Origin of the sequence: Microbacterium sp. oral taxon 186 str. F0373, assembly GCF_000411455.1 — a bacterium.
Classification (GTDB): domain Bacteria; phylum Actinomycetota; class Actinomycetes; order Actinomycetales; family Microbacteriaceae; genus Microbacterium.
Genome location: NZ_KE150458.1, coordinates 534920 through 549417, shown reverse-complemented (window position 1 = coordinate 549417; position 14498 = coordinate 534920). Strand labels below are relative to the sequence as shown.

The window sequence follows — 14498 nt, the reverse complement described above, 5'->3', positions numbered from 1 at the left end:
GTGGTTTCTTAGGTCTGGGGGTCGTTCTGTCGGGGCGACAGGATTTGAACCTGCGGCCTCCCGCTCCCAAAGCGGGCGCTCTACCAAGCTGAGCTACGCCCCGGGCGCGCACTCACCTTTTCAGGTCGCATGCGCCGAATAACGGCCGTTGGTCAGTCTAGCCGACAAGACCTTGTAGACTCTTCGGGATGCCGCTCGTGGGCGGCCTCGGGGATGTAGCTCAATGGTAGAGCCTCAGTCTTCCAAACTGATGGTGCGGGTTCGATTCCCGTCATCCCCTCCACATGATCCCTGCGACGCCGGTCTTCCAGCGCTTCCAGAGCGCCGTCCCCAACCGTCACGGCAGATTCCCCGGCGTGTTCGCCCTCGTGAACGGTCTTCGGGACGAGCGCCGGTTGGCCCCTCGCGATGCCGCATGGGTGAGCGCGTCCAATCGTCGCGCCGATGCGCTCTACGCCGATCCGACATCGATCGTTGCGAACTGCTACGACCCCGTCGTCAACCCTGGTGCGCCTTCGTGGTTTCGCGCCTCCGCGACCGTCCTCATCGAGTTCGCCACGGAGGGCACGTCCAAGAAGACGCTGCAGTCCCAGATATCGCGGAGCTCCGCGCGGTGCAGGAAGATGCCGTCGACGATCACCGTCGCCCCGGCGAGGACGGGATGCCGAGGAGCGGAGAGGTCGGCGTCACTGTCGACATCGTGGATCGCGGCAAGGTAGGTGCCTCTCCCTGACCGGAAGGGGGCGACGACCTCACGGTGGAAGGCGTCGTAATCGTAGGAGTCGAGCCAGAATCCCTCCGGTGAGCGGGCACCCCGCGCGTGGCGCTCGCGGCGCGGCCGATGGAACCCATCGATGGAGATCCGCACGACCGGGGCCATGGGCCGCAGGACATCGGCGAGGTCGTCGGCGAGGGTCGTCTTTCCGGCGCCGTCGACGCCGTCGATCCCCACGAGGACGCAGGAGTGCCCCGCGGGGCAAGGCAGCAGTCGAGCCAGTTCCTCGACGAAGTGGCGATGTGCCGACGACACCGACCTCACCGCGCGTCGGATGCCGTGGCGTGGGCTGCCGAGTGCGCGCGGTAGATCTGGGCGTTGCGGAGGATCCCCGCTTTCTCCTCGTCGGTGAGCTCGCGGCGGACTTTTGCGGGCACTCCGGCAACCAGCGATCCCTCCGGGATGACGGACCCTTCGAGCACGACCGCTCCTCCGGCGATCAGGCACCCCGAGCCGATGACCGCACCCGACAGCACCACGCTGCCCATGCCGATCAGCGAGCCATCGCCGATCGTGCACCCGTGCACCACGGCGTTGTGGCCCACCGACACGTCCCGCCCGATGACCACGGGGTGCTCGGCATCCACGTGCACCGAGACGTTGTCCTGCAGGTTGCTTCCGGCTCCCAGCGTGATCGAAGCGCTGTCGCCGCGGACGACAGCGTTGTACCAGACGCTTGCGCCCTCTTCGAGGGTGACGTCGCCGACCAGGCGTGCGCCGGAGGCGACGAACGCGGTCGCGTGTACGACCGGCCGACCGGCCGGGATGGACAGAATCGAGGCGTCGTCGGCGATCGTCATGTGGCCGACGATAGTCGCTGCGGCATATTCACGGCCCATCCGTAAGCCCAGCCTTCTCTACCTTGCGGAATGCAGGGCGCTCGGTAGCGTTGTCATCAACGTGGGAGAACCCCGACGAACGGAGACGAGATCATGACCAAGACGCAGAACATTTCCATGACCGCTGCCGGCCCCGAGGCGGCCGCCGGCACCGCCCAGTTCCTGACGCCCGTCGTGCTCGGACTGCAGGCCCTGGCCGTCAACGGCAAGCAGGCGCACTGGAACGTGCGCGGCGCGAACTTCATCGCGATCCACGAGCTCCTCGACCAGATCGTCAGCAACGCTCAGGGCTTCGCCGACCTCGCAGCGGAGCGCATCGTCGCCCTCGGTCTGCCTGTCGACGCGCGCGTGTCCACGGTCGCCGAGAAGACCGGCGCCACCTCGGTGCCGGCCGGCTTCGCGCAGTGGCAGGACGAGATCGTCGCCATCGTCTCGGATATGGATGCCGTCATCTCCGACGTGCAGGCCGCGATCGACGGACTCGACGAGACCGACCTCACCAGCCAGGATGTCGCGATCGCCATCAAGGCCGGCCTCGAGAAGGACCGCTGGTTCCTCTCGGCCCACCTCGCCGCGTAATCACGGCTCGACACGAACGCCCCGGGAGGAGATCCCGGGGCGTTCGTTGTTCGTCGGGGCTCATGACACGTGCGTGAGACGTCCCTCGATCATGGTCGCCTGGGCGACTGTCGCGCGCAGGCTCGCCTCGGCGGCGCGCAGCGGGTCGCGGTCGACCACGACGAGATCGGCCACGTCGCCGGGGAACAGGGCCGAGCCGGTGTGCGATCCGCCGTCGGTGGAGGCGGCGAGGGCGGTCGCGGCATCCACGCCTTCTTCGGGGCGCCAGGCCGGGCGCCCGTCGCGGGTCCGGAACACGGCGGCAGCCATCGCTGCCCACGGATCCAGCGGGGCGACGGGCGCATCGGATCCGAAGAAGAGGTTGGCGCCGGATGCCGCCAGCGAACGCAGCGCGTACGGGATGCCGGTCTGCGTCGCCCAGATCGTGTCGGTCATGTCGCGGTCATCGATCGCGTGCTCCGGCTGCACGCTGGCACCGACTCCGAGGCGCGCGAAGCGGGGGATGTCGGCGTGGGCGACCAGCTGTGCGTGCTCGATGGTGCCGGCCGCACCGGTGGTCGCGAACGCGTCGAGCGCGTGCGAATTCGCGACGTCGCCGATGGCGTGCACGGCGCACGCCAGCCCTCCCCCGGTGGCGCGGGTCATCAGCTCCGCGAGCGTCTCCGGGGGCACGGTGAGCAGCCCGTGGTTGTGGGGGTCGCCGGGATAGGGGTGCGAGCATGCTGCCGTGCGGGTGCCGAGCGAGCCGTCGGTGATGATCTTCAGCGGGCCGACGCGGACGAGCCCCGCCCGATCCAGCGCATCGCCCGACGCCAGCCCCTCCGCCAGGGCGCGGTCGAGCTGCGCCGGATAGATGCCGAAGCGGACGCGGGCGGCGTCGAACCCGGCATCCAGGCGGCGGCGCCACGCATCCGCGTTCCACGCCATGTCGAGATCGACGATGCCCACGATCCCGCGCGCGGCGGCGTCGTCGAGTGCCGCCGTCACCAGCCGGTCGCCGACGAGAGGATCGGCGGCGTTCAGTCGACGGGAGATCTCGAACGCGGGTTCTTCCCGCAGCACACCGCTCTCATCGGCCGTGAAGCCCTCGCGTCGCAACGCCGCGGTGTTGAGCCACACGCTGTGCACGTCGGCGTTGATCAGGTACGTGGGCACATCGCCGGTCGCCGCGTCGAGAGCCGCGAGGGTCATCTCGTCGGGCCACAGCGCATCGCGAAAGCCGGTGCCGACACGTCTCCCGTCGCCGAGCGGCGCCGCACCGGCCATCAGAGCGGCGGCCTCGGCGGCCGAGCCCACCGAGCCCAGCGCCACGCGCTGCGCCACGAGTGCCCACTGGACGGTGTGCACGTGGTGATCCCAGAGCCCCGGGATCACCCAGCCGCCATCCGCGTCGAGCACCTCTCCGCGTCGGGGAAGGGCACGCACCGGGGCGATGTCGACGATCCGCCCCTGGGCGAGGTGGACGTCGACCGGGTCGTCACCGAACGGGTCGAGCCGGTCGGCACCGGTGAGGCGGGCATTGGCGATGACGTCGACGGTCGCGCCTCGCGGCGGCATCCCGTTCACAACTCCTCCTCAGGACGCGTCGACGGCGCACGTGAGGCCTCTCCCGGCCCGTTCAGGCGGAGTTGTGCACCACGCGCGGCCCGGAGAGCGTCGTGCGCGCGGCGCATCTCCCCCGCCAGCCGCGGATCGGCGTAAGGGCTGCCGGCCTCCAACTGCACGATGACCTCGTCGACGGTCGCGTCGGGCTTGTTCTGGCTGAGCTTGCGCTTGGCCGCCACCTTTGTGGGCGTCAGCCGGAAGCCCACGGTGCCGCGCTCCAGTCGCCGGACGAACTCCTCATCGTTCGGCGGCTGCCACATCAGCCGCGGCTGCGGCAGGGCGCTCTCGAACCTTGCCACCAGTCTCTCCAGCACCCGGAGGTTCTCGTCGGGGGTGAGGATCTCGGGGATGCCGGACAGGTGCACGGCAACGTAGTTCCAGGTCGGGACGTTGGGTCCCGGGAGGTACCACTGCGGAGAGATGTACCCGTGGGGCCCTTGCGCGATGACCAGCAGCTCGTGCTGCCCGAGGCCGTGGATCGCATCGTCGGGCCTGCCGACGTGGCCGACGACGGTGAGGTCGTCGCGGTCCTCGTCCAACAGCACGGCGTAGTGCGAGGCGACCAGACCGTCGGGTCCCTGGCTCACGAGCGTCATCCAGGGGTTCTCGTCGAGGATGCGCCGCAGCTCGGCGACGTCGGTCATGGTGAAGCTGGGGTTCTGTCTCATCGGTGTTTCACTTCTGGCAGTTCGGGCACCAGTAGAGCTTTCGGGCGGCCATCTCCTCGAGGACGATCTCGGTGCCGCAGATGCGACACGGCAGCCCTGCCCGGTGGTAGACCCAGTGTCGATCGTCGCGGCTCGCCATGGCGCGCCGGTAGGCCTCGGCGTCGAGGTCGTCCATGGTCATCATCTGGCCCGTCTCGACCCCGATCACGAGCAGTCGCGACCAGTCGCGCCAGAGCTGTCGCACGAGCTCTTCGGGAACCAGCTTTCCCGGCGTGTGCGGGTCGAGCAGGGCGCGGTACAGCAACTCCGCCCGATAGACGTTCCCGATGCCGCTGACGACGGATTGGTCCATGAGCAGCAGACCGATCGGCGTGGGCTTGCGGCGGACGGCCGCGACGAAGCGTTCCTCGCCCTCGGCGAGATCATCGACCAGAGGGTCGGGTCCGAGCTTCGCGATCGTCGCCTGCACGTCGTCCGGAGTCTGCAGCTCGCAGGCGGTGGGGCCGCGCAGATCCGCGGACGTGACGGCGGTGAGCAGTCGCAGCCGGACCTGGCCGACGACCGGTGGCGGCCACTCGGCGTCGTCGGCGCCCTCCAGGCCGCGCGTCTGCTCACTCATCCGCACATGCACGCGGGTCTTGCGCGGCGCGCCGATCGAGCTCAGGGAGTTCTCGCCCGCGGCGTCGTAGACGGCGTCCAGATCGGTCCCGCGCTGATTGGTCTGTCCCATGCGCCCGTTGGCCGAGGCGATCGTGGGATCGATCTCGATTTCGCCCGCGAAGTCCCACGCGCCGTACATGCCGAGGTGCACCCGGAGCCAGACGTCTCCGTCGAAGGCGAGGAACATCTGCTTGCCGACAGCGCGCACCTCGATCGCTTCGCGGCCGTCGATGACCGCGGCGCCCTCGGCGAAGCGGCCCTGCGGACTGGATGCCGAGACCTCGCGTCCGACGATGTTTCGATCGAACTGGCGGGCGATGCGGTGTACGGAGTGTCCCTCGGGCATCAGCCGGCTTCGGGATCCATCGCGTCGACGGACTCGCCACCCGCCGGCGCGGGCACCGCTGCCCGCGGGTCGGGAAGGAGACTGCCGTCGTGCTCGAACGCCGCCAGCTGGGCGATGCGGCGCGCGTGGCGCTCCTCCCCCGAGAACGGGGTGGCGATGAAACGGTCGATGAAGGCGATGGCCTCGTCGACGGTGTGCTGACGGGCTCCGATGGAGATCACGTTGGCGTCGTTGTGCTCACGCGCCAGCTCCGCGGTCGCGATGCTCCAGACGAGGGCGGCGCGGACACCGCGCACCTTGTTCGCCGCGATCTGCTCGCCGTTTCCCGACCCGCCGAAGACGACGCCCAGCGTCTCGATCCCGGCGGCCTGATCGCGGACGACGGCCTGGGCGGCACGGATGCAGAAGGCGGGATAGTCATCGAGCGGGTCGTACTCGATCGGCCCGTGGTCCACGACGTCGTGGCCCTGCTCCGCAAGGTGATGCTGCAGCTGCGTCGAGAACTCGAGACCCGCATGATCGGTGGCGATGTGGATGCGCATGCCCCCATCCTAGGGAGCCCCCGGGGTCCCTGCGGCGGCGCGCGAAGAGACGATATGATGGCTTTATCATGCCATTCACTCAGAGCCAGCGCCCCCTCTACGAGGTCAAGGCGAACCTGTTCAAGGGGCTGGCGCATCCCCTCCGCATCCGTCTTCTCGAACTGCTCGCAGGGGCTGAGGAGGTCCGCGTCGCGGACCTCCAGTCCGAAACGGGCCTGGAGGCTTCGCATCTGTCGCAGCACCTCTCCGTGCTGCGCCGTCACCGGCTCGTCGAGTCCGAGCGTCGCGCCAGCCACGTCTACTATCGGTTGGCCGATCCCCGCGTCGCGGACCTGCTGACCGCGGCTCGTGAGCTGCTTCTCGGCATCCTGAGCGCGGATGGCGAGCTTCTCGTCGATGCGCAGTCCCTGCCCGCTCTGCCTGCGGCGCGCTCGTGAACGCCCGGATCCGCAACCTGCTGCCCTCGCGTCGGGACTACGCGGGGCTGCGGCGCACGTGGCGCGGTGACCTCGTCGCTGGGGTGACCGTCGGCATCGTCGCGCTCCCGCTGGCGCTGGGTTTCGGTGTGAGCTCGGGTCTCAGCGCGGAGGCGGGCCTGGTGACGGCCGTCGTGGCCGGCGTGATCGCCGCGGTCTTCGGCGGCTCGCACGTGCAGGTGTCCGGGCCCACCGGGGCGATGGTCGTCGTCCTGGTTCCGATCGTGGCCAGCCACGGGCCGGGCGCCGTCGTGGTGGTGACCCTCCTGGCGGGCATTCTGGTGGTCCTTGCCGGCGTGCTCCGGCTGGGGCGCGCCGTCTCCTTCATCCCGTGGCCCGTCATCGAGGGGTTCACGCTCGGCATCGCGGTGATCATCTTCGCCCAGCAGATCCCCGCGCTCGTGTCTTCCCACGTCGCCGGTGCGAGCGAGCACAGCTCCAACGCGATCGTCGCGGCCGTGCAGGCCTTCGCCGCTCTCGACCCTGCGTATGCCGCGTGGGCGCTGGGAGCCGTGGCCGTCGTCACGGCATGCATGTGGGGTGCGCCCCGGCTGCACCGCAGTGTGCCCGGGTCTCTGGTCGGCATCGTCGTCGTCGCCGTCGTGGCCCTCGTCGTCGGCGCCCCGTTGGCCCGGATCGGTGCACTCCCCGGCACACTGCCCGCTCCCGCGCTGCCGGCGATCGATCTCTCCAGCCTCGGCGCTCTGGCGGCGCCGGCCGCGACGGTCGCGGCGCTCGCGGCCATCGAGTCGCTCCTGTCGGCGCGCGTCGCCGCGAGCTTGGGTGACACGGGGACCTATGACCCGGATCGGGAGCTGATCGGGCAGGGGCTCGCATCGATCGGTTCGTCCCTGTTCGGCGGGATGCCGGCGACCGGCGCGATCGCACGGACCGCCGTCAACGTGCGATCGGGTGGGCGCAGTCGCCTGGCCGCGGTGACGCATGCCGTCGTTCTGCTGCTGGTCGTGCTCGTGGCCGCCGGCCCCGTCGGGCAGATCCCGCTGGCAGCCCTCGCGGGCGTGCTCATGGTCACGGCCGTCCGGATGGTGCATCTCGACACCGTCCGCGCCATCCTGCGCTCCACGCGAGCGGATGCCGTGGCCTTCGTCGGCACGGCGGTCATCACCGTCTCGTTCGATCTGATCGTCGCGGTCGTGATCGGCGTCGCCTTCGCGGGCTTCTTCGCGCTGCGCGGCATGTCGCAGGCGTCGCAGGTGCGGCGCGAAGACGTGCGCGGACAGACGCAACCGGGCGACGAACGGATCGCGATCCTGCGCTTCGACGGGCCACTGTCGTTCACCTCCGCTGATCGGGTGTCGGCCGAAGTCGACGCGGTTCGCGACGTGTCGGTCGTCATCATGCGGATGAGTCAGCTGGAACTGGTCGATGCGACGGGGGCGCACATGCTCGGCGAGATCACGCAGACGCTGGAGCGCCGCGGCATCACCGTGCTCATCAAGGGCGTGCAGCCCCGACACGAGGACCTGTTCCGCACGGTGGGCGTGCTCGCCGCCCTGCGCCACCACAACCACCTGTTCACCGACCTCCCCTCCGCCATCGCACACGCCCGCAGCCACGTGCAGCGTGAAACGACGACCGCGTAGGCTGGATGGGTTGCCGTCGGCGCCAGCAGTGCCGGATGGTTCAGACCCCACCCCTCACCCACGGGAGTACCGCAGTGCCTGGAGAGAACCTCACCCGCATCGAGGCGCAGGAGCGCCGCGCGATCGTCGACACGCAGTCGTATGACATCGCGCTCGATCTCACCCGTGGGGCGGAGGTGTTCGGCTCACGCACGGTCGTGCGTTTCGGCGCCACCGAAGGTGCGTCGACGTTCATCGACCTGATCGCCCGCGACGTCCGCGAGATCACGCTCAACGGCACCCCCGTGGACACGTCCGCCTTCGGCGACTCTCGCATCGTGCTGGAGGGTCTGCGCGCCCAGAACGAGCTGATCGTCGATGCCGACTGCCTGTACACCAACACCGGCGAGGGCCTGCACCGCTTCGTCGACCCGGTCGACGGCGAGGTCTACCTCTACTCGCAGTTCGAGGTTCCCGACTCCCGTCGTGTGTTCGCCGTGTTCGAGCAGCCCGATCTGAAGGCGACGTTCCGCTTCACCGTCACGGCACCCGCCGCATGGAAGGTGATCTCCAACTCCCCCACGCCCGAGCCGGTGGCCGGCGATGGCGGCGCCGCGATCTGGGCGTTCGAGCCCACCCCGCGGATCTCGTCCTACATCACCGCCATCGTCGCCGGCCCGTACGAAGCGACCTTCAGTGAGCTGACCAGCGCCTCGGGCGCCGTCATCCCGCTCGGCGTCTACGGCCGAAAGAGCCTCTGGAAGCACCTGGATGCCGAGTACATCTTCGACAAGACGCGTGAGGGGTTCGCGTACTACGAGGAGAAGTTCGGCGTCCCCTATCCCTTCGCCAAGTATGACCAGCTCTTCGTCCCCGAGTTCAACGCCGGCGCGATGGAGAACGCCGGGGCCGTGACGTTCACCGAGACGTACGTGTTCCGCAGCAAGGTGACCGACGCCGTCAAGGAGCGCCGCGTCGTCACGATCCTGCACGAGCTGGCGCACATGTGGTTCGGCGACCTGGTGACCATGAAGTGGTGGAACGACCTCTGGCTCAACGAGTCCTTCGCCGAGTGGGCGTCGACGATCGCCACCGCGGAGGCGACCGAGTGGACCGAGGCGTGGACGACCTTCAACGCGATGGAGAAGACCTGGGCGTACCGCCAGGACCAGCTGCCCTCCACGCACCCGGTCGTCGCCACGATCAACGACCTCGAAGACGTGCAGGTCAACTTCGACGGCATCACCTACGCCAAGGGTGGCTCCGTGCTGAAGCAGCTGGCGGCGTGGGTGGGCATCGACGCCTTCTTCGCCGGCGTCGGTCAGTACTTCCAGAAGCACGCGTTCGGCAACACCGAGCTGTCCGACCTGCTGGTCGAGCTGGAGGCCACGAGCGGCCGCGACCTGTCCGGCTGGTCGCAGAAGTGGCTCGAGACCGCAGGCGTCAACACGCTGGCACCCGAGCTGCGCGTGGGCGATGACGGCGTCATCTCACGGTTCGCCATCGTGCAGACCGCGCCTGCCGATTACCCGACGATCCGTCCGCATCGCCTCGGCGTCGGCTTCTACGCGCTCGAGGGTGGGGCACTCGTGCGCACACGCCACATCGAGCTCGACGTCGATGGCGACCTCACGGAGGTGCCCGAACTCGTCGGCGAGCGTCAGCCCGACCTCATCCTCCTGAACGACGAGGACCTCGCCTACGCGAAGATCCGTCTCGACCCGCGCTCGCTGACCACCGCGATCGACCACCTCGCCGGTATCAGCGATCCGCTGGCGCGCTCGCTCGTGTGGGGTGCGGCCTGGGATCAGACACGGGATGCCGAGGCGTCGGCATCCGATTACATCGATCTGGTCCTGCGCAACATCGGCGCCGAAACCGAGTCCACGACGGTGCGCACCACCCTCGCGCAGCTGCAGCTCGCGGCGAACGCGTACGTCGCTCCCGACAAGCGCGAGGCTGCGCGGGTGCGCGTCGCCGACGGCCTGTGGGCGCTGGCTCAGGGCGCCGAGGCGGGCAGCGACAGTCAGCTCCAGTTCGTCACGGCCTTCGCCTCCGCAGCGGCGACGGCCGCACAGTGGGAGACGGTGCGCGCTCTGCGCGGCGGTGAGCTGACGTTGCCTGAACTCGAGATCGACGCCGACCTCTCGTGGGCGCTGCTGGTGTCGTTGGCAGCCGGCGGCGTCGTCTCGTCCGAGCAGATCGATGCGGCGCTGGCCGCGGACAACACGGCGAAGGGCGGAGAGTTCGCGGCGCAGGCGAAAGCGGCCCTGCCCACGGTCGAGGCCAAGCGTGCGGCCTGGGCGTCACTCGTCGACAGCGCCGACCTTCCGAACACCGTCGTGCGCTCCGCCGCTCTCGGATTCGTGCACCCCGCCGGCATCGCGGCGCTGGAATCGTTCGTCCAGCCGTACTTCGACATGCTGCTGCCGGTGTGGGAGTCGCGGACCTACCAGATCGCGAACTACCTCATCACGGGGCTGTATCCCGCGCCGCTCGCCTCTCTGGCGTTGCGCGACGCGACCCGTCAGTGGCTCGCCTCGCACACCGAGGCCCCGGCGGCCCTCCGCCGACTCGTGAACGAGAACCTCGCGGGCGTCGAGCGCGCCCTCGCTGTGCAGGAGCGCGACGCCGACAGCTGATCGCGTCCCGCCACGCTCAGCCGCGCATCCTTCGTCCGGACGAGGGTGCGCGGCTGATCTCATCCTCTCGCAGGATGTGGTGCCGACCGCTGTCGCCGTAGCGTCGAAGCATGATTGTTGCTGAGAACCTCACGAAGAGATACGGAAGCACCACCGCCGTTGACGATGTCTCGTTCACGGTGCGACCCGGGCAGGTGACCGGCTTTCTCGGGCCCAATGGCGCCGGAAAGTCGACGACCATGCGCATGATCGTCGGGCTCGACGCCCCGTCGGCGGGCCGCGTGAGTGTCGGTGGGCACCGGTACACGCAGAGTCGTTCACCGCTCACGGAGGTCGGCGTGCTGCTCGATGCGAAAGCCGTGCACACGGGGCGTTCGGCGCGTGGGCACCTGCGTGCCATGGCGGCGACCCACGGCATCGCGAACACGCGCGTCGACGAGGTCATCGCCCTCACCGGTCTCGAGGCTGTCGCGGGCAAGCGCGCAGGGAAGTTCTCCCTCGGCATGGGACAGCGACTCGGCATCGCGGCGGCGCTTCTCGGCGACCCGCAGACGCTGATTCTCGACGAGCCGGTCAACGGCCTCGACCCCGAAGGCGTGCGGTGGGTGCGTCAGCTCGTGCGTCATCTGGCGGGAGAAGGCCGCACCGTGCTGCTGTCGAGCCACCTGATGAGTGAGATGTCGCAGACCGCCGACCACGTGATCGTCCTCGGTCGCGGACGCGTGATCGCCGACGCGCCCCTTCCCGAGCTGGTGCGGGCATGGACGCGCAACGAGGTGCTCGTCCGTACCCCGCGCGCATCCGATCTCGCCGCAGCGCTCGGCTCGCCGGACGTCACGGTGACCGATGCCGGCGACGGAGGACTGCTCGTCGCAGGCGTCAGCGCTCGCGCGATCGGCGACCTCGCCGCTGAGCGCGGCATCCCCCTGCACGAGCTCACACCACGAACCGGTTCGCTCGAAGAGGCCTACATGGCGCTCACCGAAGGCGCCGTCCAGTACAAGACGAAGGAGATCGCATGAGCACCGCGACCGCCCCCACGGCATCGACCGCCTCGCCGACGCCTGCCCCCCGCTCGCCGTACCACCTCACCTTCCCCCGCGTCGTTCGCAGCGAGTGGCTCAAGCTCCTGTCGCTGCGCTCGACCTGGTGGTCACTCGCGATCACCGTCGCTCTGTCCGTCGGCATCTCGCTGTTGATGGCCTCCGCATTGCGCGACTTCGACGCGGGGTTCGCACCGGTGATGGTCATCGTCATGCCGATGCAGTTCACGATGCTCGTCGCCGGCATCCTGGGAGCGATCGCCATCACCGGCGAGTACTCCACGGGCATGATCCGCTCCACCCTGACCGCGGAGCCGCGCCGTGGCGCGGTGCTCGTCGCCAAGGCTCTCGTCGTGGCCGTGGTGCTGGCCGTGACGACGGCGATCACCTACGCGATCGCCGCCCTGGCGACGGCCCCGATCCTCAAGACCGCGATCGACTGGTCCGACCCCAAGACGTCGTGGTTCCCGCTGCTGGCGGGCGTTTTCGCCATGGCGACGTTCGCGTTGATCGGTCTCGGCTTCGGCTTCATCGTGCGTAACGGTGCCGGCGCGATCGCGGCGACCGTGGGCGTGCTTTTCGTGCTGCCGATCGTCCTCAGCATGTTCTCCTTCGCCGGCGAGGGCTGGAAGTGGATCGTGGATGCCAGCGCCTATCTGCCGGTGTCGGGGGCGTAGTCCGCGACCACCGCCGGTGGTGAGGACGTGCTGCGAGGCGTGGCGACCCTCGCCGCATGGCCTGCCGCGCTGCTTCTCGGAGCCTGGGCGAGCCTGCGCGGTCGGGACGCCTGAGCTGGAGGAGATGACCGCTGAGAGCTGCGGCTTCCGCGTCCACCCGGCGTGATCCGCCGCTTCTGGGCGCGCCATCCTCGCCTGACCGACGTCATCGTCGCTCTTCTCACCGCGCTGGTGACGTTTCCCGCCCCAGGACGGGAAGATTTCGCCGGCGACGCGCGGCTGTGGACGGGGGTGCGTCCCATCGTCGTCGTCGTGCTCACCCTCGCGTGCGTGGCGATGCTCTGGCGTCGCCGTCTCCCACTGGTGCCGTTTTCACTCGCGGCGGTGGGCGCCGTTCTCGCCGTGTCATCCGGTGCGGGTGTGGGGGCGGCTACGACGGCCGTCGCCGTCTACGCCGTCGCCGTGTACGCGGGGTCCTCGGCCGCGTGGATCGCGTCGGGGATCGTCGTCGGTGGGGCGGCGATGGCTGCCGGAGTCACCGTCCTGGTCGGCGTGCTGCCCTGGTCCACGGCGGTCAACGGGTGCGCGGCTCTCGCGGTGGGACTTCTCGTCGGGTGCCTGGTCGGCGTCAATGTCGGAAATCGCGCGCGCTATGTCGCCGCCTTGATGGAGACCTCTCGTCGGCTGTGGGCGGAGCGTGCCCAGCAGGCGCAGCTCGCCGCTGCCACCGAGCGCGCGCGCATCGCGCGGGAGATGCATGACGTCGTGTCGCACTCGCTCACGGTGATGGTCGCGCTGGCTGAGGGGGCGACGGCGACGGATGACGCGCCACGTGCGCGCGCAGCGACGGCGCAGATCGCGACGACCGGCCGGGGGGGGCGCTCGACCAGATGCGCGCCATGCTGGGTGTGCTGCGAGATGGCGACGCCCAGCGGGCGCCGCTGGCGCCGCTCGACGGCGACACCGTCCGTGACGCCGTCGCGGCCGCCCGAAGCGCGGGCGTGCCCGTCGTGCTGCGGACCACCGGTGGCGAGATTTCAGATCTCCCCGTACGCCTGGCCGTCGCGCGCGTGGTGCAGGAGGGTTTGACCAACGTCATCCGGCACGCGCCGTCGGCGCAGGAGGTGACCGTGACCATCTCGTCGACGGCGAGTGAAGTGGTCGTCGAGGTCGTCAACGACGGGGTCGAGGGGCCTGCATCCGGCGGAGGCTACGGCATCCGCGGACTGCACGAGCGCGCCGCTCGCGTCGGCGGCGTCGCGGAGGCGGGCCGCCGGCCCGACGGCCGGTGGCGTGTCCGGCTGACCGTGCCGAGACCGCCGGAGAGGACGTCGGCATGACAGAGCCGATCCGTGTCGTGATCGCCGACGACCAGCAGCTCATCCGGCTCGGGTTCGGGCTGGTGCTCGACGCGGAGCACGACATCACGGTGGTGGGCGAAGCCGCCGACGGCGCCGACGCCGTCGCCCTGTGCATCGCCCTCCGGCCGGACGTGGTGCTCATGGACGTGCGCATGCCCCGCCTGGACGGTGTGGCGGCGACGGCGCGCGTCGTCGCCGAGGCGCCGGAGACGCGGGTGCTGGTGCTCACGACGTTCGACCTCGACGAGTACGCTTTCGGCGCTCTGGATGCCGGGGCCAGCGGCTTCCTGCTGAAGGACGTCGAGCGCAACGCGCTGGTGATGGCCATCCGCGCCGTGGCAGCCGGCGATGCCGTGCTGGCGCCGCGGGTGACCCGTGAAGTGCTGCGTCGGCGCGGCGTCCGGGCGCCCGCGTCGCCCTCCGTGGACGATGCCGAGAGGTCGGCCATCGAGGCGCGGGTGGGCGAGCTCACGCCTCGGGAGAAGGACGTGTTCTTCGCGCTGGCGCGCGGGCTGACGAACGCCGAGATCGCGCGCGAGCTGTTTCTCAGCGAGACGACAGTTAAGACCCACGTCGGTCGCGTGCTCGCCAAGCTGGGTGCGCGAGATCGCATTCAGGCCGTCATCATCGCCCATTGGGGTGGGTGGGTCGACGACTCCCCCGCGGGTTCCCAGAACGGGCAGAGCCGGCCTCGTTAGGATC

At 69.7% G+C, this 14498-nt stretch carries 15 protein-coding genes and 2 tRNA genes; 10 read left to right on the top strand and 7 right to left on the bottom strand.

The window, feature by feature from the left end:
• Positions 1 to 29 precede the first annotated feature (29 nt).
• Positions 30 to 103: transfer RNA gene (locus HMPREF1529_RS12760), tRNA-Pro, on the bottom strand.
• A gap of 106 nt (positions 104 to 209) precedes the next feature.
• Between HMPREF1529_RS12760 and HMPREF1529_RS12755 the strand changes: the two genes are divergently transcribed.
• Positions 210 to 283, top strand: a tRNA-Gly gene (locus tag HMPREF1529_RS12755).
• 201 nt (positions 284 to 484) lie between these two features.
• Here HMPREF1529_RS12755 and HMPREF1529_RS15980 read toward each other — a convergent pair.
• Together HMPREF1529_RS15980 and HMPREF1529_RS12745 are read right to left on the bottom strand one after the other, a co-directional pair.
• A complete protein-coding gene (locus tag HMPREF1529_RS15980; protein ID WP_157533945.1) occupies positions 485 to 1030 on the bottom strand; it encodes a uridine kinase in 546 nt (181 codons plus the stop codon).
• A gap of 5 nt (positions 1031 to 1035) precedes the next feature.
• Positions 1036 to 1575 carry a gamma carbonic anhydrase family protein gene (locus HMPREF1529_RS12745; RefSeq protein WP_036283518.1) on the bottom strand — a complete coding sequence of 180 codons (540 nt, stop codon included), beginning with the start codon at positions 1573 to 1575 and terminating at the stop codon, positions 1036 to 1038.
• Positions 1576 to 1707: 132 nt separating this feature from the next.
• Between HMPREF1529_RS12745 and HMPREF1529_RS12740 the strand changes: the two genes are divergently transcribed.
• Positions 1708 to 2193, top strand: coding sequence for a Dps family protein (locus tag HMPREF1529_RS12740; protein ID WP_016465107.1), 486 nt, complete (start codon positions 1708 to 1710; stop codon positions 2191 to 2193).
• A gap of 60 nt (positions 2194 to 2253) precedes the next feature.
• On the opposite strand, the gene HMPREF1529_RS12735 is transcribed toward HMPREF1529_RS12740, so the two are convergent.
• From HMPREF1529_RS12735 to HMPREF1529_RS12720, 4 genes are read right to left on the bottom strand one after another with little or no spacing between them, the layout of a single operon-like run.
• Positions 2254 to 3750 (bottom strand): amidohydrolase, encoded by a 1497-nt coding sequence (locus HMPREF1529_RS12735; protein ID WP_036283771.1) that lies wholly within the window; start codon positions 3748 to 3750, stop codon positions 2254 to 2256.
• A 5-nt stretch (positions 3751 to 3755) separates the two neighbouring features.
• The gene (locus tag HMPREF1529_RS12730) at positions 3756 to 4466 is read right to left on the bottom strand and encodes an FMN-binding negative transcriptional regulator (RefSeq protein ID WP_016465105.1); all 711 of its coding nucleotides are present in this window, start codon (positions 4464 to 4466) and stop codon (positions 3756 to 3758) included.
• A gap of 7 nt (positions 4467 to 4473) precedes the next feature.
• The gene (locus tag HMPREF1529_RS12725; protein WP_016465104.1) at positions 4474 to 5472 is read right to left on the bottom strand and encodes an Fpg/Nei family DNA glycosylase; all 999 of its coding nucleotides are present in this window, start codon (positions 5470 to 5472) and stop codon (positions 4474 to 4476) included.
• Positions 5472 to 6014 carry a ribose-5-phosphate isomerase gene (locus tag HMPREF1529_RS12720; protein WP_016465103.1) on the bottom strand — a complete coding sequence of 181 codons (543 nt, stop codon included), beginning with the start codon at positions 6012 to 6014 and terminating at the stop codon, positions 5472 to 5474. Before HMPREF1529_RS12720 ends, HMPREF1529_RS12725 begins: the two co-directional genes overlap by 1 nt.
• Before the next feature lie 68 nt (positions 6015 to 6082).
• Here HMPREF1529_RS12720 and HMPREF1529_RS12715 point away from each other — a divergent pair, with 68 nt between their 5' ends.
• From HMPREF1529_RS12715 to HMPREF1529_RS12685, 8 genes are all read left to right on the top strand, one after another.
• On the top strand, positions 6083 to 6451 hold the full coding sequence (locus HMPREF1529_RS12715; RefSeq protein ID WP_016465102.1) for an ArsR/SmtB family transcription factor: 369 nt from the start codon (positions 6083 to 6085) through the stop codon (positions 6449 to 6451).
• Positions 6448 to 8094: a SulP family inorganic anion transporter gene (locus HMPREF1529_RS12710; protein ID WP_016465101.1), complete on the top strand. Its 1647-nt coding sequence runs from the start codon at positions 6448 to 6450 to the stop codon at positions 8092 to 8094. The genes HMPREF1529_RS12715 and HMPREF1529_RS12710 overlap by 4 nt, the downstream gene beginning before the upstream one ends.
• A 74-nt stretch (positions 8095 to 8168) precedes the next feature.
• Positions 8169 to 10715, top strand: coding sequence for an aminopeptidase N (gene pepN, locus HMPREF1529_RS12705; RefSeq protein ID WP_016465100.1), 2547 nt, complete (start codon positions 8169 to 8171; stop codon positions 10713 to 10715).
• Between the two features lie 110 nt (positions 10716 to 10825).
• Positions 10826 to 11737, top strand: a complete 912-nt coding sequence (locus HMPREF1529_RS12700) for an ABC transporter ATP-binding protein (protein WP_016465099.1) — start codon at positions 10826 to 10828, stop codon at positions 11735 to 11737.
• Complete coding sequence (locus tag HMPREF1529_RS12695; protein WP_016465098.1) at positions 11734 to 12435, top strand: ABC transporter permease subunit; 702 nt, start codon at positions 11734 to 11736, stop codon at positions 12433 to 12435. Before HMPREF1529_RS12700 ends, HMPREF1529_RS12695 begins: the two co-directional genes overlap by 4 nt.
• 162 nt (positions 12436 to 12597) lie before the next feature.
• Positions 12598 to 13524, top strand: a complete 927-nt coding sequence (locus tag HMPREF1529_RS12690) for a histidine kinase dimerization/phosphoacceptor domain-containing protein (protein WP_051120864.1) — start codon at positions 12598 to 12600, stop codon at positions 13522 to 13524.
• Positions 13437 to 13775, top strand: coding sequence for a sensor histidine kinase (locus HMPREF1529_RS16465; protein ID WP_332248134.1), 339 nt, complete (start codon positions 13437 to 13439; stop codon positions 13773 to 13775). Before HMPREF1529_RS12690 ends, HMPREF1529_RS16465 begins: the two co-directional genes overlap by 88 nt.
• Positions 13772 to 14494, top strand: a complete 723-nt coding sequence (locus tag HMPREF1529_RS12685) for a response regulator (RefSeq protein WP_016465096.1) — start codon at positions 13772 to 13774, stop codon at positions 14492 to 14494. Before HMPREF1529_RS16465 ends, HMPREF1529_RS12685 begins: the two co-directional genes overlap by 4 nt.
• The last annotated feature ends 4 nt before the right edge of the window (positions 14495 to 14498 follow it).

Bases quoted from the DNA above. Each gene is read 5' to 3' on its own strand.
- HMPREF1529_RS12745 (WP_036283518.1), bottom strand. From the start codon at position 1,575: ATGACGATCGCCGACGACGCCTCGATTCTGTCCATCCCGGCCGGTCGG.
- HMPREF1529_RS12740 (WP_016465107.1), top strand. From the start codon at position 1,708: ATGACCAAGACGCAGAACATTTCCATGACCGCTGCCGGCCCCGAGGCG.
- HMPREF1529_RS12735 (WP_036283771.1), bottom strand. From the start codon at position 3,750: ATGCCGCCGCGAGGCGCGACCGTCGACGTCATCGCCAATGCCCGCCTC.
- HMPREF1529_RS12730 (WP_016465105.1), bottom strand. From the start codon at position 4,466: ATGAGACAGAACCCCAGCTTCACCATGACCGACGTCGCCGAGCTGCGG.
- HMPREF1529_RS12725 (WP_016465104.1), bottom strand. From the start codon at position 5,472: ATGCCCGAGGGACACTCCGTACACCGCATCGCCCGCCAGTTCGATCGA.
- HMPREF1529_RS12720 (WP_016465103.1), bottom strand. From the start codon at position 6,014: ATGCGCATCCACATCGCCACCGATCATGCGGGTCTCGAGTTCTCGACG.
- HMPREF1529_RS12715 (WP_016465102.1), top strand. From the start codon at position 6,083: ATGCCATTCACTCAGAGCCAGCGCCCCCTCTACGAGGTCAAGGCGAAC.
- HMPREF1529_RS12700 (WP_016465099.1), top strand. From the start codon at position 10,826: ATGATTGTTGCTGAGAACCTCACGAAGAGATACGGAAGCACCACCGCC.
- HMPREF1529_RS12695 (WP_016465098.1), top strand. From the start codon at position 11,734: ATGAGCACCGCGACCGCCCCCACGGCATCGACCGCCTCGCCGACGCCT.
- HMPREF1529_RS12685 (WP_016465096.1), top strand. From the start codon at position 13,772: ATGACAGAGCCGATCCGTGTCGTGATCGCCGACGACCAGCAGCTCATC.